This is a genomic window from Pseudomonas putida, from assembly GCF_004357765.1.
Taxonomy (GTDB): Bacteria; Pseudomonadota; Gammaproteobacteria; order Pseudomonadales; family Pseudomonadaceae; genus Aquipseudomonas; species Aquipseudomonas putida_U.
Genome location: NZ_SMTE01000008.1, coordinates 116,817 through 138,136 on the forward strand (window position 1 = coordinate 116,817; position 21,320 = coordinate 138,136).

Sequence of the window (21,320 nt, forward strand, 5' to 3'; positions counted from 1 at the left end):
AGGTTCGGAAATACCCCTAGTCTACCGGTTTTACCCCCCACCTTGGAGGGCCGTTCACTCGATGGTCAGGGGCCCGACCATGCCCGCCTGGTAATGCCCTGGTACATTGCAGGCAAACTCGATGGGTGCCGAGGCGTGGAAGGTCCAGGTCAGTTCGGCGCGCTGGCCGGGCTGGACCAGCACGGTATTGCCGCCATCGTGGCCATGGGCCCCATGGTCCATCTGACCATGCTCCATCTTCCCGTGATCCATGCCGGCGTGGTTCATCTGGCCGCTGAACAGATGGCCCTGCATCGCGATCATCTGCTTCTGGTGCTCGGCATGCATGGCTTTGTCACCCAGGTTGAACTCGTGGGGTAACTGGCCTTCGTTGATCAGTACGAAGCGCACGGTTTCCCCGGCCCTGACCTGCAGAGCGCGAGGTTCGAAGGCGATGTCCTTCATGTGCACTTCCAGGGTACGGGTGGCCTTGCTGGCCGGGGCGGGCTCGCCGAAAGCGAACGATGCGCCCTGCCCGGCCCAGGCAGGCAAACTGGCCAAGGCCAAGGCGGTGGTGAAGAACAGGTGTTTCATGGCTGCTCCGAGCATGACGACAAATGAAGCCACTTTAGAAAGGCGCGTCTGGCACCAAGCTGACAAGCAGATTACAACTTTGTCAGCTTGGGCGAAGAGACGCATCGTCACGTATCATTTCAATCCCGAGACCAGCGCTACTCCTGTGGGAGCCGGAACATTTCATGAAACTGCTGATCGTCGAAGACCAGGCTCGCACTGGCCAATACCTGTGCCAAGGCCTCAGCGAGGCCGGTTTTGCCACCGAACTCGCCGCCGATGGCGACACCGGCCAGCACCTGGCACTCACGGGCGATCACGACCTGCTGATCCTCGACGTGATGCTGCCGGGGCGTAACGGCTGGCAGATCCTCCAGGCTGTGCGCGAAGCAGGCCTGGACACCCCGGTGCTGTTCCTCACCGCCCGCGATGCCGTGGCAGACCGCGTGCACGGCCTGGAACTGGGCGCCGATGACTACCTGATCAAGCCCTTCGCCTTTTCCGAGCTTCTGGCCCGCGTGCGCACCTTGCTGCGGCGCGGCACCAGCAACGGCCAGGACACCACCCTGAGCCTGGCCGACCTGCGCCTGGACCTGATCCGCCGCCGCGCCGAGCGCGCCGGGCAGCGCATCGACCTGACCGCCAAGGAATTCGCCCTGCTCGAACTGCTGCTACGTCGCCAGGGCGAAGTGCTGCCCAAGTCGCTGATCGCGTCACAGGTGTGGGACATGAACTTCGACAGCGACACCAACGTGATCGAAGTCGCTGTACGCCGCCTGCGCCTGAAGATCGACGACCCGCACACCAACAAGCTGATCCACACCGTGCGCGGCATGGGCTACGTGCTCGAAGAGCGCCAGGACTGATGCGCAGGCTATCGCTCGGCAACCGCCTGGCTTTGCTGTTCGCCGCCTGCACCGCCATCGTCTCGCTGGGAGCCGGCCTGCTGTTCAGCCACGCCAGTGCGCAGCATTTCATCGAACTCGACCAGCAACTGCTGGAATCACGGCTGTCGCAGTTGCGCAGCCAGTTGTCAGGCGTAGCCACTCTTGCGCAACTACAGCCCCGCTTGCCGGCTCTACGCCTTGAACTGGGCCATCAGGCCGACCTGGGCCTACGCATCCTGGGCAGCGACGGCGCCCCTTGGTTCGACAGCCGCCAGGCCTTGCCCGAACCCGCTCCACCGGGCTTGGCAACCTTGCATGGCGAGGGTGTCGACTATCGCAGCCTGGTCGTGCCCCTCGATGCCGACGCACCAGGCTCGCCACGCCTGGCGCTGTACCTGGACATCACCCACCACCAGCATTTCCTCCAGGGCATGCAGCGCCTGATCTGGCTCACCGTTGGCCTGTCGGCGCTGGCCACTGCGCTGCTTGGCGCCTGGGCCGCACGTCGCGGGCTACGCCCTCTGCGGCAGATGGGCCAGGTGGCAGCCAGCGTCTCGGCGCGCTCGCTGACCACTCGCCTGCCTGACACCCAACTGCCGGAAGAGCTGGCGGAACTGGCCGCCACGGTCAACGCCATGCTGCAACGCCTGGACGACGCCTTCCAGCGCCTCTCGGCGTTTTCCGCCGACATCGCCCACGAGCTACGTACGCCGCTGTCGAACCTGCTGACCCACACCCAGGTGACCCTCACTCGCCCTCGCAGCCTCGAGGCGTACCGCGAAGCCCTGCACGACAACCTCGAAGAACTGCAAGGCATGGCGCAGATGGTCAACGATATGCTGTTCCTGGCCAAGGCCGACCATGGTCTGTTGGTGCCGGGGCAATCGACGCTGGCCCTGCACCAAGAGGTGGATGCCCTGCTGGAGTACTACACCCCGCTGGCCGAAGACGGCGAGGTGCAGCTGCGGCGCGAGGGCGAGGCGATGCTGTGCGGTGACCGCCATATGTTGCGCCGGGCGCTGTCCAACCTGTTGGACAATGCGCTGCGACATACCCCGGCCGGGGGACAGATTCGCGTGAGCCTGGCACCCGGCGTGCAGATCTGCGTGGCCAATACCGGCGCCGGGATCGACGCCGCCGCTATACCCCGCCTGTTCGATCGCTTCTACCGCGCAGACCCGGCACGGCAAGCAGGCAACAGCGAACACGCGGGGTTGGGACTGGCGATCACCCGGTCGATCGTGCAGGCCCACGGCGGGAGCATCCGGGCCGAATCCGAGGGCGGCTGGACCCGGTTCGTGATCGAGTTGCCGCAGCGACCGTGAAGCCTGGTGGTGACGACAGGCCTGAGGCCAACCTCAGACCGCCAGGCCGATCGCCGGCTGCACCTGCGAAGCCCGGTACGCTGGGTAGATCGTGGCCAGGAAGCTCATTACCAACCCGGCTACGCAGATCATCAGCACATCGCTACCCTGCAACTCCGACGGCAGGCTACTGATGAAATACACGTCCGAAGTGAAAATGTGCTGCCCAGTGACCCGCTCCAACCAGCCGACGATCTGGCTGACGTTCAATGCGGCGATCACCCCGAGCACCCCACCGATCAACGTGCCGACGATACCGATCAGGCTGCCCTGGACCATGAACGTGCCCATGATCTGTGCTGGCGTCGCGCCCAGGGTACGCAGGATGGCGATGTCCGGCCCCTTGTCGTTCACCACCATCACCAGGGTGGCGATGATGTTGAACGCCGCCACCGCGATGATCATCAGCAGCAACAGGCCAATCATGGTCTTTTCCATCTTCATGGCGCTGAACAGGCTGCCTTGGGTGTGCGACCAGTCATCGGCACGGTAGCCATCGCCCAGGCTCGCGGCAATCGCCTTGGACACCTGAGGTGCGGCATACAGGTCATGCAGCTTCAGGCGCACCCCTTGCACCTGGCCAGGCGCCCAGCGCTGCATCTCGCCGGCATCGGCCACATGGATATAAGCCTGGGAGCCATCGAGCTCGGCGCCCACCTTGAAGATACCGACCACGGTCAGACGCTGCATGCGTGGGGTGATGCCACCGGGTGCCTTGCTGATTTCCGGCACGATCAGGGTCAGCTTGTCGCCGGTGTTCAACCGGAAACGCCGCGCCGTCAGTTCGCCGATCACCACGCCATACTCACCTGGAACCAGCGCCTGCAGACGCCCTTGGACGATGTGCTGACCGACGATGGAGACCTGGCCTTCCTCGGCCGGATCGATGCCACTGACCTGGATCGGCTGCATCGCCCCCTTGTACGAGAGCATGCCTTCCATTTCGGTGATCGGCGCGGCGGCCATCACCGCCGGATTCTTCAACGCTGCATCGGCCACGTGGCGCCAGTCGGCCAGGGGCTGCTCGCCGAGAATACTGGCGTGCGGCACCAGGCCGAGGATGCGTGAACTCATCTCGCGCTGGAAGCCGTTCATCACCGACAGCACCACGATCATCGCCAGCACGCCCAGCGACAGGCCGATCATCGAGGTCATCGAAATGAACGAGATGAAGTGGTTGCGGCGCTTGGCCCGGGTATAGCGCGCGCCGATGAAGATGGGCAAGGGTCTGAACATGTACGAAAACACCCACTGTGAGAAAGGAACGGGGCGACGCAAAGCGCCCCGTGCAATCGATCAGATCGCCACCAGGTGGCCGTCGTCGAGCTTCAACACCCGGTCCATCTGACGCGCCAGGTTGAGGTCGTGGGTCACCACCAGAAAGGCAGTGCGCGACGCGCTGGACAGTTCCTGCATCAATTCCTGGATGCCTTGGGCAGTATGGTGGTCGAGGTTACCGGTCGGCTCATCGAGCATCACCAGGCCCGGCCGATTGACCAGGGCACGGGCGATCGCCACGCGCTGGCGTTCGCCACCGGAAAGCTCCGCCGGCTTGTGATTCAGGCGATGGCCCAGCCCTACCCGCTTGAGCAGCGCCTCGGCCCGCTCACGCGCTTCAGGGATCGGTGTGCGGCCAATCAGCAACGGCATGCACACGTTCTCGATGGCGGTGAATTCCGGCAGCAGGTGGTGGAACTGATAGACGAAGCCCAGCTCGCGGTTGCGCAGCAGACCGCGGGCGCGCTCGCCCAGCGCCGATAATTCCTCACCGGCCAACCAGACGCTGCCCTGGGTCGGCCGGTCGAGGCCACCGAGCAGGTTGAGCAAGGTGCTCTTGCCCGAACCCGAACTGCCGACGATGGCCACCCGCTCGCCGGCCTGCAGCTCGAGGTTGAGCCCAGACAACACCTGCACCGATTCCGGGCCCTCGTCGTAGGACTTGCCCAGGTTGCGGCAACTCAGAACGGCTTTATCACTCATGCGCGAATCACTCATAACGTAGCGCCTCTGCAGGCTGGGTGCGGGCCGCACGCCAGGCCGGGTACAGGGTGGCGAGGAAACTCAGGACCAACGCCGCAGCGCAGACCATGTACACGTCCTGGGCCTGGATCTGCGAGGGCAGGTAATCGATGAAATACACGTCGGCATTGAGGAATTTGTGCCCGATCAGTTTCTCGATGCCGGCGATGGCCGCACTCACGTTGAGCGCGGCGAGGATGCCGACCACGGCGCCGATCAACGTGCCGATCACCCCGATCACGGTGCCCTGGACCATGAAGATCAGCATGATCTGGCCTGGTGTGGCGCCCAGTGTGCGGAGGATGGCGATGTCGCCGCGCTTGTCGTTGACCACCATCACCAGGGTGGAAATGATGTTGAACGCCGCCACCGCCACGATCAGCAGCAGCAACAGGCCGATCATGGCTTTTTCCATGCGGATGGCCTGGTACAGGTTGCCGTGGGTGCGGGTCCAGTCGCGGCTGTAGAACTCCTGGTCGCCCAGGTGCTGGGCGATGTCCCAGGCCACCCGTGGTGCCTGGAACAGGTCGTCGAACTTCAGGCGCAGGCCCTGGACCTGGTCGGGCTTCCAGCGGTGCAAGCGGGACAGGTCGGCGATGTTGGTCAGCCCCAGGTAGCCGTCGATCTCGCCGGCCCCCACGTGGAAGGTGCCGACCACGGTGAAGCGCTTCATGCGTGGGAACATGCCGGCCGGCGTGACGCTGACCTCCGGCGCGACGAAGGTGAGCTTGTCGCCGATGGCGACGCCCAGCTTGGCCGCGGCCTTGTCGCCGATCATGATGCCCCAGTCGCCCGGCGCCAGTTTGTCCAGGCCGCCTTGCAGGGTGAAGTTGTCGATGATCGAAACGTCATGCTCGCGGGCCGGATCGATGCCGTTGAGCAGCACCTTCTGCACCTTGCCGTCATGGGTCAGCAACCCCTGCATCTGGGTGTAGGGGGCCACCGCCAGCACGTGGGGATTCTGCTTTACTTGTTGGGCAAGAGTCGGCCAGTCGTCGATCGGCTGACCGCTCTCGAGCGTGGCGTGAGGGATCATGCCGAGCACGCGGGTACGCATCTCGTGGTCGAAGCCGTTCATCACCGACAACACCACGATCATCACCACCACGCCCAAGGCGAGGCCGATCATCGAGGTCAGGGAAATGAACGAGACGAAATGGTTACGGCGCTTGGCACGGGTGTAACGCGTACCGATGAATGCGAAAAGAGGTCTGAACATGTCGGGGCTTGTTCGGATGAAAGGGAACGTCCTTGTGGCGAGGCGCCTACGGCGGCTTTACACTCGGACCACCGCCGCTACCATGGGTTCGCCATGACGACATTAGACGAAGAAGATCGCCGCGAATACTACCGCATCGACGATAGGATCGCACTGGAAATCAGCCCCTTGAGCGCGGCCGAAGCCCTTGAAGCAGAACTGTTGCAGGATGATTCGCCGCTGTTCAACCTGCTCAGCGAACTACACCTCAGCGATTTCGAGTCGCAACACCTGCTGCGCCAGCTCAGCGACAAGGATCGCACCCTCGCCGCCTTCCTGCGTGCGCAGAACAAACGCCTCGATCTGCTCAGCGCAGTGGTCGCGCAATCCCTGCTCGGCACGATCGGCCAATTGCTGCCAGTGGTTATTTCCGAGGGTGGCATCGAGTGCACCCAAGCACAGCCGTTCACACCCGGCGCCGCGGTGAAAGTGAAGATGGTGCTGATGCCACGCGCCCACGGTCTGCTGCTACGTGCGCGCATCATCCACTGCGAGGCGCGCGACGATGGCCGCTTCGAGGTCGGTGCGGAGTTCACCGACATGACCGACGCCCAGCGCCAATTGCTGGCGCGCTATATCTTGCAACGTCAGCAGCAACAGCGGCGCCAGCAACTGGAAAACGACGAGCCCGCGTCCTGAGCCCCCACCCCATTGATTTTGAAGGAACGAACGTGACCCTGATCTACGGCCACCGCGGCGCCAAGGGCGAAGCCCCCGAAAATACCCTGACCAGCTTCCGGCAATGCCTGTCCCATGGCGTCGACCGCTGCGAGCTGGACCTGCACCTGTCGGCCGACAACGAGCTGATGGTGATCCACGACCCGACCCTCAAACGCACCACTGGCCGGCGCGGCAAGGTGGTAGAGCATTCGGCGGCAGACCTGGTGAACATCGATGCGCGCAAAGGCGGCCCGGGCTGGGTGCAGCCCTGCCCGATCCCGCGCCTGGAAGAACTGTTCCAGAAGTGCGACTTCCAGCATTGGCAACTGGAGGTGAAAAGCGCTTCGCGGACCCGCGCCGCCAGCACCGTTCTGGCGATTCGAGAGCTGGCCCAGCAATACGGTCTGCTCGACAAGGTCACCATCACCTCGAGTTCACGGGAAGTGCTCGGCGCGGCATTGGAGCTGGTTCCGGACGTGGCCCGTGGGCTGGTGGCCGAATACGCCTGGCTCGACCCACTGAAGGTCGCGCAGAACTATGACTGCCAATTGCTGGCCCTGAACTGGACCCTGTGCACGCCCGAACGCCTGATCAAGGCCCAGCGCCAGGGTCTGCACGTGTCGGTGTGGACGGTCAACGAGCCGGCGCTGATGCGCCGACTCGCCGACTTTGGCGTGGACAGCCTGATTACAGACTTTCCCGGTTTGGCCAAGACCACCCTCGGGTAGGGCTGAAATCGGTCTCCCCGACCGGCTCAGGCCACCGGCCGGAGCCGCTCAAAAAAGCCGGTTCAGGCCGTCGTAGGCAGCTACCCGATAGGCTTCGGCCATGGTCGGGTAGTTGAAGGTGGTGTTGACGAAGTACTTCAGATTGTTCTGCTCACCCGGCTGGTTCATGATCGCCTGGCCGATGTGGACGATTTCCGAAGCCTGGTAGCCGAAGCAGTGAACGCCGAGGATTTCCAGGGTTTCACGGTGGAACAGGATCTTCAGCATGCCTTGCGGCTCGCCAGCGATCTGCGCACGGGCCATGCTCTTGAAGAAGGCTTTGCCCACTTCGTACGGCACCTTGGCCTGGGTCAGCTCCTGCTCGTTCTTGCCGATCGAGCTGATTTCCGGAATGGTGTAGATACCGGTTGGCACGTCATCGACGAAGCGCCAGCTACCGTTGTCGACGATGCTGCCAGCCGCCGAGCGCCCCTGGTCATGGGCGGCACTGGCCAGGCTCGGCCAGCCGATCACGTCACCGGCGCCGTAGATGTTCGGCACGCTGGTGCGGTAGGCGCTGTCGACCTCGATCTGGCCACGGCTGTTGACCTTGATGCCGATGTTCTCCAGGCCCAGCTTGTCGGTGTTGCCGGTACGGCCGTTGCACCAGAGCAAGGCGTCGGCCTTGATCTTCTTGCCCGATTTCAGGTGCAGGATCACACCGTTATCCAGGCCTTCGACGCGCTCGTACTCTTCGTTGTGGCGCACGGTGATGTTGTTGTTGCTGAAGTGGTAACTCAGTGCCTGGGAGATTTCCGAGTCCAGGAAGCTCAGCAACTGGCCACGGTTGTCGACCAGCTCCACCAGCACACCCAGGCCGCTGAAGATCGAGGCGTATTCGCAGCCGATCACGCCGGCGCCGTAGACGATCAGCTTGCGCGGGGTGTGGCTGAGGCTGAGGATGGTGTCGCTGTCGTAGACGCGCGGGTGGTTGAAGTCGATGTCGGCCGGACGGTAAGGGCGCGAACCGGTGGCGATGATGATGTGTTTGGCATTCAGGCGCTCGACCACACCGTTGGCGCAGACCACTTCGATGGTCTGCTCGTCGGCGAAGCTGCCGGTGCCGACGAACACGTCGACACGGTTGCGGGCATAGTAGCCGGTACGCGAAGCCACCTGTTTGGAAATCACCTTCTCGGCGCTCTTGAGCACGTCGGGGAAGGAGAACCAGCGCGGTTCACCGATGGCCCGGAACATCGGGTTGGTGTTGAACTGCATGATCTGCCGCACCGAGTGACGCAGTGCCTTGGACGGGATGGTGCCCAGGTGGGTGCAGTTGCCGCCGACCTGACGGCGGCTGTCGACCATTGCCACCTTGCGTCCCGCTTTCGCGGCATTCATTGCCGCGCCTTCTCCGGCCGGGCCAGACCCCAGCACCACTACGTCGTAGTTGTAGACAGCCATGCGTACTCCTTCAGAACTGGCCCGCGGGCCACGGTCGCTCGCGGGACTCGATCATGCCGCCGCAGCGTCATGAGAAAATTCAGGTGCAGTCTAATCAAGCGTGAACGCCGCGCACATTAACCCTTGGTCGCGTCGTAGGCCAATTTTGCCTGCACTACATGTTCGTGTGCCCTACCCTGGCGCCGATCATACGTCCATGCACTTTCATTCGCCTTGCACCGCCCGCTCATACGCAGGCGTCGATCGGGAGACGAAGCCACCCTCGGCCCGAGTCACCAGCACTGCGGCCAGGTCATGGGCCAGGGCGAACGCCCAACCGCGCTCCGGCCCGAGGATCAAGAGCAGGGTCGAGTAGCCATCGGCCTGCAGCGCCGAGGCATCGAGCACGGTGACCGAGGCCAGCTCGTGCAGCACCGGTCGCCCGAGGCGCGCATCGAAGGTGTGCGAATAGCGCCGGCCATTCTCCTCGAAATAATGCCGATAGTCACCCGAGGTCGACACGGCAAGGCCGTTCAAGGCGATGATCTGGCGGGCCACCTGACGGTCCTCGCGAGGCAGCTCCAGGGCCACCCGCCACGGGCTGCCGTCGGGCTTGTGGCCCACGGCCTTGAGCTCCCCCGTGACTTCAGCGAGATAGCTGGCGATTCCCATGGCGCGCAAACGCTCGGCAACAAGGTCGACGGCATGCCCGGCGGCGATGCTGTTGAAATCCAGTTGCACCGGGGCGTCCTTGCACAACGCCTGGCCTTCGATGCGCAAGTGCTGGTAGCCCACGCGCTCGCGGGCCCTGGCCAGGGCCTGAGGGTCGGGCACCTGCTCATGGCGGGCCTGCGGACCGAAGCCCCAGAGGTCGAGCAGCGGCTCGACGGTGAGGTCGAACGCTCCGCCGCTCTGCTGCGCCAAGTGCTGGCCGAGTGCGACCAGCTCGAGCATGTCGGGCGGCATTGCCTGGCACTGATTGGCGGGGAGCTGGTTGAACTGGCTGACGGTGGAGTCGGCGCGGTAGGTCGAGTAATGAAGGTCGATGTCATGCAGGACGGTCTCGACCGCGGCTTGGACTTTGGCCGGGGCCGGGCCGCCGGGCTCGCGCACGTACTGGATGCTGTAGCTGCTGCCCATGGTCGGGCCACCCAGGCGCTCCAGGGTCGGGCCCTGGTCACAGGCGGTGAGGAGCATCAGGATGAACAGGAGAGTTATGCGCACGTTTGGAGTCCTGAGTGCTTGGCTGGGGTTTCCAGGTGTGGCGTAAATCGAGCGCCGCCTGCGCGGCGCTCGATCTAACAGGCGCCACACAACTTACTCCAGGCAAAAAAAACGGGAACCCGAAGGTTCCCGTTTTTTCATTGCCTTACAAGCGAATCAGCGTGGAAACGCTGGCGGGTTCACACCGGCCATTTCTTCCATCACACGAACCACCTGGCAGCTGTAACCGAACTCGTTGTCGTACCAGACGTACAGCACAACGCGGTTGTCGTTGCAGATGGTCGCTTCGGCATCGACCACACCGGCGTGGCGCGAGCCGACGAAGTCGGTGGAGACCACTTCCTGGGAGCTGACGTAGTCGATCTGCTTGTGCAGTTCCGAGTGCATGGCCGCCTGGCGCAGGTACTCGTTGATCTCGTCGCGGCTGGTGGCCTTTTCCAGGTTCAGGTTGAGGATGGCCATCGAGACGTTCGGCGTCGGCACGCGAATGGCGTTGCCGGTCAGCTTGCCCTTGAGCACCGGCAGCGCCTTGGCGGCGGCGGTGGCGGCACCGGTCTCGGTGATGACCATATTCAGCGGCGCGGCGCGACCGCGGCGGCTGCCCTTGTGGAAGTTGTCGATCAGGTTCTGGTCGTTGGTGAACGAGTGAACGGTTTCGACGTGGCCGTTGATGATGCCGAACTGGTCGTTGACTGCCTTGAGCACCGGTACGATGGCGTTGGTGGTGCAGGACGCAGCCGAGACGATCTTGTCGTCAGCGGTGATATCGCCGTGGTTGATGCCATGCACGATGTTCTTCAGCGCGCCCTTGCCAGGTGCGGTGAGGATCACGCGGTCGACGCCTTTGCACTGCAGGTGCTGGCCGAGACCTTCGGCATCACGCCATTTACCGGTGTTGTCGACCAGCAGGGCATTGTCGATGCCGTACTGGGTGTAGTCGATCGACGCCGGGTCGTTGGAGTAGATCACCTGGATCAGGTTGCCGTTGGCAGTGATGGTGTTGTTGGCTTCATCGACGGTGATGGTGCCATCGAACGGGCCGTGCACCGAGTCACGGCGCAGCAGGCTGGCGCGCTTGACCAGGTCGTTCTCGGCACCCTTGCGTACGACGATGGCGCGCAGGCGCAGGCCGTCGCCACCACCGGTCTTCTCGATCAGGATGCGTGCCAGCAGGCGGCCGATGCGGCCAAAGCCGTACAGCACGACGTCGGTACCCTTGCGGGCCGAAGCGTTTTGCTGGCCGACCACCTCGGCCAGTTCGTCACGCACGAACTGCTCGGCGCTGCGGCCGTTGCCTTCGAGCTTGAATTTGTTGGCGAGCTTGCCCAGATCGACCGAGGCGGCGCCGAGCTTCAGCTCGCTCATGGCCTTGATCAGGGGGAATGTTTCGTGAACGGACAGTTCGGTCTCATCGGTCTGGCGATGACGCGCAAAGCGGTGAGCCTTGAGGATCGAGATAACCGAACGGTTGATCAGGCTGCGGCCATAGATCGAGCTCACCACGTTGTTGTTGCGGTAGAGCTGACCGATAAGCGGGATCATCGCTTCAGCAAGTGCTTCACGGTCGATCCACTCACCAAGACACTGGTCGGGCTTCTGAGTCACGGGAACCTTCCACATGTAGGGACAGAAAAAAGGGGCTACATTATGACGCCCCGACGCGTAACCGGCAATGAGCGCCTGTCGCCAGCACCGCGCCCTACTGCCGTGGCCTTTGCAACCTGACAGCGGACCCCGGCACCGGTACAATCGGTCTCTTTGCCGCAACGCTTGGAGTCCAATCTCCCGTGTCAGTTCTGCGCCTACCGAAAATGTCGGCCACGGCCGGCAAACAGACCTGGGGCAACCTGCCTGGTGCCGCCCTCAGTCTCGCCATCGCCGAAGCCGCCAGCAACGCCGGCCGCTTCACCCTGTTGCTGACCGCCGACAGCCAGGCCGCCGACCGCCTGGAACAGGAGCTGCGTTTCTTCGCCCCGCAGCTGCCGGTGCTGCCGTTCCCCGATTGGGAAACCCTGCCCTACGACCTGTTCTCGCCGCATCAGGACATCATCTCGCAACGCATCGCCAGCCTCTATCAGCTGCCGGAGCTCAGCCACGGCATTCTCGTCGTGCCGATCACCACCGCCCTGCACCGCCTGGCGCCGACGCGCTTCCTGCTGGGCAGCAGCCTGGTCCTGGACATTGGCCAGCGCATCGACGTCGAACTGATGCGCACACGCCTGGAAGCCAGCGGCTACCGCTGCGTCGATACGGTCTACGAACACGGCGAATTCGCCGTGCGCGGCGCGCTGATCGACCTGTTCCCGATGGGCAGCAAGCTGCCTTACCGCATCGACCTGTTCGATGACGAGATCGAGACCCTGCGCACCTTCGACCCGGAGACCCAGCGCTCGATCGACAAGGTCGACTCGGTCCGTCTGCTGCCAGCGCGTGAATTTCCGATGCAGAAGGAAGAAGTCACTCGCTTCAAGGCACGTTTCCGCGAGCGCTTCGACGTCGATTTCCGCCGCAGCGCGATCTTCCAGGACCTGGCCAGCGGCATCATCCCCGCGGGCATCGAGTATTACCTGCCGCTGTTCTTCGAAGACACTTCGACCCTGTTCGACTACCTGCCGAGCGACACCCAGGTGTTCTCGCTGCCTGGCGTCGAACAGGCCGCCGAGCATTTCTGGAACGACGTGCGCGGGCGCTATGAAGAACGCCGCGGCGACCTGACCCGGCCCCTGTTGCCGCCGGCCGAGCTGTTCCTGCCGGTGGAGGACTGCTTCGCCCAGCTCAAGCAATGGCCCCGCGTAGTGGTCAGCGCCGAGCCGATCGACGCTGGCGTGGGTCGCGAAAGCTTCCCGGCGCGCGCCCTGCCCAACCTGGCGATCGAGGCCAAGGCCAATCAGCCGCTGGCCGAGCTGGCCAGCTTCCTCGACCAGTTCAGCGGGCGGGTACTGTTCACCGCCGAATCGGCCGGGCGCCGCGAAGTGCTGCTGGAACTGCTCGAACGCCTCAAGCTGCGCCCGCAGACGGTGGATGGTTGGGCCGACTTCATCACCGGCAGCGAGCGCCTGGCGATCACCATCGCACCGCTCGACGACGGCCTGCTGCTGGACGACCCGGCCATCGCTCTGGTGGCCGAGAGCCCGCTGTTCGGCCAACGCGTGATGCAGCGCCGGCGCCGCGAAAAACGTGGCGAGGCGGCTAACGATGCCGTCATCAAGAACCTCACCGAACTGCGCGAAGGCGCGCCGGTGGTGCACATCGACCACGGGGTAGGCCGCTACCTGGGCCTGGCGACCCTGGAAATCGAGGGCCAGGCCGCCGAGTTCCTGACCCTGGAGTACGCCGAAGGCGCCAAGCTTTACGTGCCGGTGGCCAACCTGCACCTGATCGCCCGCTACACCGGCAGCGACGATGCCCTGGCTCCGCTGCACCGCCTGGGCTCCGAGGCCTGGCAGAAGGCCAAGCGCAAGGCTGCCGAACAGGTGCGCGACGTCGCCGCCGAATTGCTCGACATCTATGCCCGCCGCGCCGCGCGCAAGGGCTATGCCTTCGCCGACCCGGCCGCCGACTACGCGACCTTCAGCGCCGGCTTCCCGTTCGAGGAAACGCCCGACCAGCAGGCCGCCATCGAAGCCGTGCGACTCGACATGCTCGCGCCCAAGCCCATGGATCGTCTAGTGTGCGGCGACGTTGGCTTCGGCAAAACCGAAGTCGCCATGCGCGCGGCCTTCATCGCCGTGCACAGCGGCCGCCAGGTGGCGGTACTGGTGCCCACCACCCTGCTCGCCCAGCAGCATTACAACAGCTTCCGCGATCGCTTCGCCGAATGGCCGGTGAAAGTCGAGGTGATGAGCCGCTTCAAGTCGGCCAAGGAAGTCGCCGCTGCCGCCGCCGACCTGGCCGAAGGCAAGATCGACATCCTCATCGGCACCCACAAGCTGCTGCAGGACGACGTGCGTTTCAAGGACCTGGGCCTGGCCATCATCGACGAGGAACACCGCTTCGGCGTGCGCCAGAAAGAGCAGCTCAAGGCGCTGCGCAGCGAAGTGGACATTCTCACCCTGACCGCAACGCCGATTCCGCGTACGCTGAACATGGCCGTGGCAGGCATGCGCGACCTGTCGATCATCGCCACGCCGCCGGCTCGCCGGCTGTCTGTGCGCACCTTCGTCATGGAGCAGAACAAGAGCACGGTCAAGGAAGCGCTGCTGCGTGAACTGCTGCGCGGCGGCCAGGTGTACTACCTGCACAACGATGTGAAAACCATCGAAAAATGCGCCGCCGAGCTGGCCGAGCTGGTGCCGGAAGCGCGGATCGGTATCGGCCACGGGCAGATGCGCGAACGCGAGCTGGAACAGGTGATGAGCGACTTCTACCACAAGCGCTTCAATGTGCTGGTGGCCTCGACCATCATCGAAACCGGCATCGACGTGCCCAGTGCCAACACCATCGTCATCGAGCGCGCCGACAAGTTCGGCCTGGCGCAACTGCACCAGCTGCGCGGTCGGGTCGGACGCAGCCACCACCAGGCCTACGCCTACCTGCTGACACCGACCCGGCAGAAGGTCAGCAGCGATGCCGAGAAGCGTCTGGAGGCCATCGCCAATACCCAGGACCTGGGCGCAGGTTTCGTACTCGCCACCAACGATCTGGAAATCCGTGGCGCCGGCGAACTGCTTGGCGAAGGCCAGAGCGGACAGATCCAGGCCGTGGGCTTCACCCTGTACATGGAAATGCTCGAACGGGCGGTCAAGGCCATTCGCAAGGGCACCCAGCCGAACCTTGAACAACCACTGGGCGGCGGCCCGGAAATCAACCTGCGCCTGCCGGCGCTGATCCCCGAGGACTACCTGCCCGACGTCCATGCCCGCCTGATTCTCTACAAACGCATCGCCTCGGCGGCCGACGAAGAAGGCCTCAAGGACCTGCAGGTGGAGATGATCGACCGCTTCGGCCTGCTGCCGGAGCCGACCAAGAACCTGATGCGCCTGACCTCGCTCAAGCTGCAGGCGGAAAAGCTCGGCATCAAGAAAGTCGACGCCGGCCCGAACGGCGGCAAGCTCGAGTTCGAGGCCGAAACCCCGGTAGACCCGTTGACCCTGATCAAGCTGATTCAGGGCCAGCCCAAGCGCTACAAGTTCGAGGGTGCCACTCAGTTCCGCTTCCTGGTGCCGATGGAACGCCCCGACGAACGCTTCAATACCCTGGAGGCGCTGTTCGAGCGCCTGACCCCACAGCCTGCCTAAGGAAGATCCATGCGTGCCATCCGTTGCCTGACCCTGCTGCTGGCGCTGTTCGCGCCAGCCGCCTTCGCCGAAGGCCTGTATCAGGTAGAAATGATCCTGGTGCGGCAGAACGCCGTGCCTGCGGTGACCAGCCCGTTCGCCCCCGAAGACTGGAGCGCCGGCGCACCACGCCTGGACAGCGGCGCCGAACGGCGCCTGGCCCTGGAAGACGAGGCCACCCGCCTGGAAGCCACTGCCGACTACACCGTGCTGCTGCACAAGGCCTGGCAGCAAGAGGTGGGCAGCGCGCCCAGCACCATCGCCCTGGGCGTCGGTAAAGAGCGCTTCGGCCACTTCCCGATCGAGGGCAACCTGAGCATCACCGAAGGCCGTTTCATCAGCGTCCAGGCCAACTTTTGGGTCAACGATCTCGACAACAACGGCAACGTGCTGCGCAGCGAGCAGTTCAAGCAGGCCAACAGCAACATGAAGGGCGGCCAGCTGACGTTCATCGACGGCGGCCACCTGGCGCTGCTGCTCAAGGTGACACCGCCCAATGCGCCGAAGATGCCGACGCCCCCGGAGATGATGGAGCAGTGATGTGAGTGGGCGCGAGCCGCAACAGCTCTTGAGGACGCACCCCAACTGGGTCGACTTCATCGACAGCAAGACCTTGATCCGAGGCCGGGACTACGCCGCGCAAGCACGGACCCGGATCCTGTCGCAGCAGGACGCTGCGGTCAAAGCGACCTGCCGCGGCTCGGCTGGCCAGCATTACCAGCAGAACATCAAGCTGGTGATCGATGGCAACGATCTGCGAATCTTCGGGCGCTGCAGCTGCCCGGTCGGCATCAACTGCAAGCATTGCGTCGCTGCGCTCATACAACTGCAAGCCGGGGTCGGCCACCTCGACCCGCAGATGCCACAGGAACAGGCTGCACTGTCGCTGCCACCGGATCTCGACCTCTGGGTCGAGGGCCTGGAGTCGCCTGCCAGGCCTACAGCGCCCCGCGAGCCCATGCGCAAGGGCCCGGCGATCTACTACCGCATCCATATCGACCATGAACGTTGCCAGCTGGAAGCCATCAAGGGCACCCGGCAGGCCGATGGCAGTCTGAAGTTCGGCCGCATCAGCTCGATGTCCGAACTGATCTACTACACCCCGCGCTATGTCACCGAAGACGATGCCCGCCTGCTGCGCCTGATCGACGCACGCAGCGAAACGTCGTTACCTCTGGTTGAACTGCAGGGCAAGCAAGGCGCGGAACTGCTCGGTTACGCCCTGGCCAGCGGGCACCTGCTGTACGAAGACGATCCACAGCCCCTGCTCGCCGGACCCGAGCTTCACGCCGAGTTTCGTTGGGTCAGGCTGGACAACGGCAGCTATCGGGGAGCCTGGCACCTCGACGACCAGCGCGCACTGCAGGCACTGCCCACCGAACCGATGCACTACATCGATACGCAAACGCGCCAGGTCGGCACATTGCTCCATGGCCTGGACCCATTCATCGCCAGCCAGCTTGCCCGCGCCCCTGTTGTCCCCGAACACCTGGTGGTGCCCCTGAGCCATCGACTGAACGCCTTGAACCGCCAAGTACCCACACCCACGGCTGTGCGCAGCGAACAGGTGGATGACGTAAGCCCCCGCGGGCGCCTGACCCTCGGCAGCCTGGAATTCAGCGCCTACATGCCCAAGACCGGCCGCATGCAACGGCAGATGCAGCACCGTGCCGCGCTGTCGTTCGACTATGACGGCCTGCGCACCAGCGGCAATGACGACAAGCCCCTGACCCGCCTGGTGGGCGCCACCAGCCAGCGCATCCGCCGGCAACCGGAGGCTGAGCAGGCACTGCGCAAGGTGCTGCGCGACCTCGGCTTCAAACCTGCCACTCGCCAGAGCAAGGCCCTGCCCGACAGCGCAGGAGAAATGCTGCAACTGCCGGACGACGACGCCTGGCTGCAGTTTGCCCGTCAAGGCCTGACCCACCTACGCGAGGCCGGTTGGGACATCGAGATGCACCGCGACTTCGCCTTCAACCTGCACGAAGTCGACGATTGGTACGCGCAGGTCGATGAAGCGCCGGGCCACGAATGGTTCGACCTGGAGCTCGGTATCGTCGTCGAAGGCCAGCGCCACAGTCTGTTGCCGATCGTGCTGCAGCTGCTGCGCAGCAATCCCGAGCTATTGCGTCCCAGCGAACTGGCGCGACGCAGTGACGACGAACACCTGCTGATCGACCTCAACCGGGGCCGCCTGGACAGCCCCGCGCTGCGCGTCGCCCTACCCTATGGGCGGGTCAAGGCGGTGATGAGCACGCTTGGCGAGCTGTATCTGCAGGAAGACGCTGTCGGCCCCAGCCTGCGCATGGACCGTGCCGACGCGCCGCGCCTGAACGACATCGAAGCGCTGCCGCTGCAGTGGCAAGGCGGCGCGCAGGTACGCGACCTTGGCCGGCGCCTGCGCGATGCCCGGGCGCTCGAGGTCGAGCCCCCGGCCGGCCTCAACGCCACGCTGCGCCCCTATCAGCAGCAAGGCCTGAACTGGATGCAGGCCCTGCGCGAGATGGGTACCGGCGGCATCCTTGGCGACGACATGGGCCTGGGCAAGACCCTGCAGGCCCTGGCTCACCTGCTCCTGGAGAAACAAGCCGGGCGCCTGACCCTACCGGCGCTGGCAGTGATGCCGACCAGTCTGGTACCCAACTGGCTCGACGAAGCCCAGCGCTTTGCACCTGGGCTGCGCGTGCTGGCATTGCAGGGCGCGGGGCGCAACAGACATTTTGCCAAGCTGCACGAATACGATCTGGTGCTCACCACCTACGCCCTGGTCCCCCGCGATCTCGAGCACCTGCGCGCCCAGCGGTGGCACCTGCTGGTGCTCGACGAAGCGCAGAACATCAAGACCAGCACCAGCAAGGCCGCCCAGGCGGTGTGCGAGCTGCAGGCCAACCAGCGCCTGTGCCTGACCGGCACGCCCATGGAGAACAACCTGGCCGAGCTATGGTCGCTCTTCCACTTCCTGATGCCGGGTTGGCTGGGCGATATCAAGCGCTTCAACCAGGATTATCGGACCCCTATCGAACGGCATGGCGACGCCGAGCGGATGGCCCATCTGGCGGCTCGGATCCGTCCGTTCCTGTTGCGTCGCACCAAGGAACAGGTCGCCACCGAACTACCCGCCAAGACCGAAATGGTGCATTGGGTCGAGCTCAGCGACGCCCAGCGCGACACCTACGAAACGGTACGGGTGGCGATGGACAAGAAAGTGCGTGACGAGATCGCCCGCAACGGCGCGGCGCGCAGCCAGATCGTGATCCTCGATGCCCTGCTCAAGCTGCGCCAGGTCTGTTGCGACCTGCGCCTGGTCAAAGGCATCGAACCCAAGGGCAGCCAGGCCGACAAGGGCAAGCTGGGCGCCCTGCTGGACATGCTCGATGAGTTGCTCAGCGAAGGCCGTCGGGTGCTGTTGTTTTCGCAGTTCACCTCGATGCTGGCACTGATCGAGCAGGAACTGGACAAGCGCGGAATCCGCTACAGCCTGCTCACCGGTGACACCCGCGACCGGCGTGCGCCGGTCAAGCACTTCCAGGAGGGCAATAGCGAAGTCTTCCTGATCAGCCTGAAGGCAGGCGGCACCGGCCTCAACCTGACCGCGGCGGACACGGTCATCCACTTCGACCCCTGGTGGAACCCGGCCAGCGAGAACCAGGCCACCGACCGCGCCTACCGCATCGGCCAGGACAAGCCGGTGTTCGTCTTCAAGCTGATCACGCGGGGCACGGTGGAAGAGAAGATCCAACAATTGCAGCAGGAAAAGGCCGCACTGGCGGCAAGCTTGCTGGATGGCGGGCAGGCTGGGCAATGGCGCATGGGCGATGAAGAAATCGAGGCACTGTTTGCGCCCTTGCCTGGGAAGCGGGGGCGCGCTCAAGCCTGAGAGATTGGCCTGAGGTAGGCGTTGCCGGTGAGATCGAGCGCCGCGCGGGCGGCGCTCGATCTCATGACCAACAAAAATGTCGAGCCGGGCACGCACGAGCTGCGCTCGATCTCATCGGCGATACCACTCGAACGGCCTGCGCATCAAGGTCAATCAACCAACTGAGCTTCCTTCAACGCCCCCAACGCCTCCAGCCAGCGCGGCTGCTGTCGGTAATCGGTCCGCGCAAACCCTTGCCCGCGCATCCGCGCAATCCGAGGCGACGGCTTGACCTTCAATCGCTGCGCCGCGCTCAGTGCCAGCTCCGCGGCAGCGCGGTCATTGCACACCAGCCCCATGTCACAGCCCGCACTCAGCGCCGCCTCGATACGGCTGGCCGCGTCTCCGACCACATGCGCACCTGCCATGGACAGGTCATCACTGAAGATCACCCCGTCAAAGCCCAGCTCGCCGCGCAGGATGTCCTGCAGCCAGCGCCGGGAGAAGCCGGCCGGCTGGTTATCCACTTGCGGATAGATGACATGTGCCGGCATGACCGCGGCCAACTGCCCCCTGAGCCGAGTGAACGGCACCAGGTCGGCCTGGCGCAGCTGCTCCAGGCTGCGCTCATCGGTCGGGATGGCCACATGGGAATCCGCCTCCGCCCAGCCATGACCGGGGAAATGCTTGCCACAGGCGGCCATGCCCGCCGCATTCATGCCACGGATGAACGCACCGGCCAGTTGCGTGGCACGTTCGGGGTCACCTTCGAAGGCTCGGGTTCCCACCACGGCGCTGCGCTGGTGGTCGAGATCGAGTACCGGAGCAAAACTCAGGTCCAGGCCAACCGCCAGCACCTCGGTAGCCATCAACCAGCCGCACTGCTCGGCCAGGTACTCGGCATTGGCGTTGTCGGCGATGGCGCGCATGGCCGGCAGCCGAACGAAGCCCTGGCGCAGGCGCTGGACCCGTCCACCCTCTTGGTCCACGGCCAGGATCAGGTCGGGGCGAATGGCGCGAATGGAGGCGCACAGCTCGCGCACCTGGCGCGGGCTGTCGATGTTACGGGCGAAAATGATCAGGCCGGCGACTTCGGGTTGGCGCAGCAGGTGGCGGTCTTCGGCGGTCAACCAGTGGCCGGCGATATCCACCATCAGAGAGCCTTGCAGGCTGACGGTCATAGGCAATCCTTAATTGAACTCACTGTTAGGCCTTGGCGGTGCTCGCCGGGGCCTTGCTACGCGGACGCAGCTGGGCGGCAGCCATGGCCTGGTCGGTCACACCGGTCTCGGCGCGCATGCCGGCGGCCAGGAACGGCACCATCAGGCGCATCACCTGCTCGATGGAGGTATTGATACCGAAATCGGTCTCGGCGATGGCCCGCAGTGCCTTTATACCCGACATGCTGAACGCTGCGGCACCCAACATGAAGTGCACGCGCCAGAACAACTCGAGCGGTGGAATGCGCGGCGCGGCCTCGTTGACCAACAGCATATAGCGGCGGAACACCTTGCCGTACATGTCTTCCAGGTAGCGCCGCAGGTGGCCCTGGCTCTGGCTGAAGGCCAGGCCCAGCAAGCGCATGAAGATGGACAGGTCGTTATTGCTGCGCGGCTGCACGATCAGCGCCTGCTCGACCAGCATCTCGAGCAGCTCCTCAAGGCTTGGCTTCTGCTCAGGCTTGGCCTGACGCCGCTCCAGTTCACGCTCCAGGCTGGCGCAGAACGGCCCGAGGAAGCGCGAGAACACGGCTTGGATGAGCGCCTTCTTGGAGCCGAAGTGGTAGTTCACCGCCGCCAGGTTTACTCCGGCCTTGCTGGTGATCAGGCGCAACGAGGTTTCCGCGAACCCCCTTTCCGCGAACAGCTGCTCGGCAGCATCGAGAATGCGTTCAACGGTTTCGGATTGGGCCATGACTACTCCGCCAGACAAACAGGTGTTTGAAACATACGTTTCAGCCTGGGTCCTGTCAAGGCTCGGTGACCGCAGGGTCGTCATTAAAACACAGCCTGGGGATTATCGCCGCAACCCACGGCTGACGCCGCGTCGAGGCTTGCTTCAGTGGGGCCGCAGC

16 protein-coding genes are annotated in these 21,320 nt (G+C 64.3%); 7 read left to right on the top strand and 9 right to left on the bottom strand.

The features are described from left to right. Positions 1 to 54: 54 nt before the first annotated feature. Positions 55 to 573 carry a cupredoxin domain-containing protein gene (locus E2H86_RS13640; RefSeq protein ID WP_133328594.1) on the bottom strand — a complete coding sequence of 173 codons (519 nt, stop codon included), beginning with the start codon at positions 571 to 573 and terminating at the stop codon, positions 55 to 57. A 164-nt stretch (positions 574 to 737) separates the two neighbouring features. Here E2H86_RS13640 and E2H86_RS13645 point away from each other — a divergent pair, with 164 nt between their 5' ends. Both E2H86_RS13645 and E2H86_RS13650 read left to right on the top strand, forming a co-directional pair. Beyond that, entirely contained in the window at positions 738 to 1,418 is a 681-nt protein-coding gene (locus tag E2H86_RS13645; RefSeq protein ID WP_133328596.1) for a heavy metal response regulator transcription factor, read from the top strand. Further along, positions 1,418 to 2,764 (top strand): heavy metal sensor histidine kinase, encoded by a 1,347-nt coding sequence (locus E2H86_RS13650; RefSeq protein ID WP_306767648.1) that lies wholly within the window; start codon positions 1,418 to 1,420, stop codon positions 2,762 to 2,764. Before E2H86_RS13645 ends, E2H86_RS13650 begins: the two co-directional genes overlap by 1 nt. A gap of 33 nt (positions 2,765 to 2,797) precedes the next feature. On the opposite strand, the gene E2H86_RS13655 is transcribed toward E2H86_RS13650, so the two are convergent. The 3 genes from E2H86_RS13655 to E2H86_RS13665 are packed head-to-tail and all read right to left on the bottom strand — an operon-like array spanning position 2,798 to position 6,041. Next, positions 2,798 to 4,039: a lipoprotein-releasing ABC transporter permease subunit gene (locus tag E2H86_RS13655; protein WP_133328598.1), complete on the bottom strand. Its 1,242-nt coding sequence runs from the start codon at positions 4,037 to 4,039 to the stop codon at positions 2,798 to 2,800. A 60-nt stretch (positions 4,040 to 4,099) separates the two neighbouring features. Then, positions 4,100 to 4,783, bottom strand: coding sequence for a lipoprotein-releasing ABC transporter ATP-binding protein LolD (lolD, locus tag E2H86_RS13660; protein WP_014753922.1), 684 nt, complete (start codon positions 4,781 to 4,783; stop codon positions 4,100 to 4,102). Between the two features lie 7 nt (positions 4,784 to 4,790). Then, positions 4,791 to 6,041, bottom strand: a complete 1,251-nt coding sequence (locus tag E2H86_RS13665; protein ID WP_133328602.1) for a lipoprotein-releasing ABC transporter permease subunit — start codon at positions 6,039 to 6,041, stop codon at positions 4,791 to 4,793. Between the two features lie 93 nt (positions 6,042 to 6,134). Here E2H86_RS13665 and E2H86_RS13670 point away from each other — a divergent pair, with 93 nt between their 5' ends. Then, positions 6,135 to 6,719 (top strand): PilZ domain-containing protein, encoded by a 585-nt coding sequence (locus E2H86_RS13670; RefSeq protein ID WP_133328604.1) that lies wholly within the window; start codon positions 6,135 to 6,137, stop codon positions 6,717 to 6,719. Between the two features lie 32 nt (positions 6,720 to 6,751). Next, positions 6,752 to 7,468, top strand: a complete 717-nt coding sequence (locus tag E2H86_RS13675) for a glycerophosphodiester phosphodiesterase (RefSeq protein ID WP_133328606.1) — start codon at positions 6,752 to 6,754, stop codon at positions 7,466 to 7,468. Between the two features lie 48 nt (positions 7,469 to 7,516). Here the strand turns inward: E2H86_RS13675 and sthA are convergent, their stop codons facing one another. The 3 genes from sthA to E2H86_RS13690 all read right to left on the bottom strand — a co-directional run bounded on the left by sthA (position 7,517) and on the right by E2H86_RS13690 (position 11,734). Further along, positions 7,517 to 8,911, bottom strand: coding sequence for a Si-specific NAD(P)(+) transhydrogenase (gene sthA / locus E2H86_RS13680; RefSeq protein ID WP_133328608.1), 1,395 nt, complete (start codon positions 8,909 to 8,911; stop codon positions 7,517 to 7,519). Positions 8,912 to 9,115: 204 nt separating this feature from the next. After that, positions 9,116 to 10,114: an FAD:protein FMN transferase gene (locus tag E2H86_RS13685; protein WP_133328610.1), complete on the bottom strand. Its 999-nt coding sequence runs from the start codon at positions 10,112 to 10,114 to the stop codon at positions 9,116 to 9,118. A 156-nt stretch (positions 10,115 to 10,270) separates the two neighbouring features. After that, positions 10,271 to 11,734 (bottom strand): glyceraldehyde-3-phosphate dehydrogenase, encoded by a 1,464-nt coding sequence (locus E2H86_RS13690; protein ID WP_133328612.1) that lies wholly within the window; start codon positions 11,732 to 11,734, stop codon positions 10,271 to 10,273. A gap of 167 nt (positions 11,735 to 11,901) precedes the next feature. On the opposite strand from E2H86_RS13690, the gene mfd reads away from it, so the two are divergent. The 3 genes from mfd to E2H86_RS13705 are packed head-to-tail and all read left to right on the top strand — an operon-like array spanning position 11,902 to position 19,267. After that, the gene (gene mfd, locus E2H86_RS13695) at positions 11,902 to 15,351 is read left to right on the top strand and encodes a transcription-repair coupling factor (protein ID WP_133328614.1); all 3,450 of its coding nucleotides are present in this window, start codon (positions 11,902 to 11,904) and stop codon (positions 15,349 to 15,351) included. A 9-nt stretch (positions 15,352 to 15,360) separates the two neighbouring features. Then, a complete protein-coding gene (locus E2H86_RS13700; protein ID WP_133328616.1) occupies positions 15,361 to 15,930 on the top strand; it encodes a CsiV family protein in 570 nt (189 codons plus the stop codon). A gap of 1 nt (position 15,931) precedes the next feature. Further along, on the top strand, positions 15,932 to 19,267 hold the full coding sequence (locus tag E2H86_RS13705) for a DEAD/DEAH box helicase (protein ID WP_133328618.1): 3,336 nt from the start codon (positions 15,932 to 15,934) through the stop codon (positions 19,265 to 19,267). A gap of 149 nt (positions 19,268 to 19,416) precedes the next feature. Here E2H86_RS13705 and nagZ read toward each other — a convergent pair whose 3' ends face one another. Further along, complete coding sequence (gene nagZ, locus E2H86_RS13710; protein ID WP_196172155.1) at positions 19,417 to 20,415, bottom strand: beta-N-acetylhexosaminidase; 999 nt, start codon at positions 20,413 to 20,415, stop codon at positions 19,417 to 19,419. 37 nt (positions 20,416 to 20,452) lie between these two features. Continuing rightward, entirely contained in the window at positions 20,453 to 21,160 is a 708-nt protein-coding gene (locus E2H86_RS13715; protein ID WP_133328622.1) for a TetR/AcrR family transcriptional regulator, read from the bottom strand. Positions 21,161 to 21,320 lie beyond the last annotated feature (160 nt).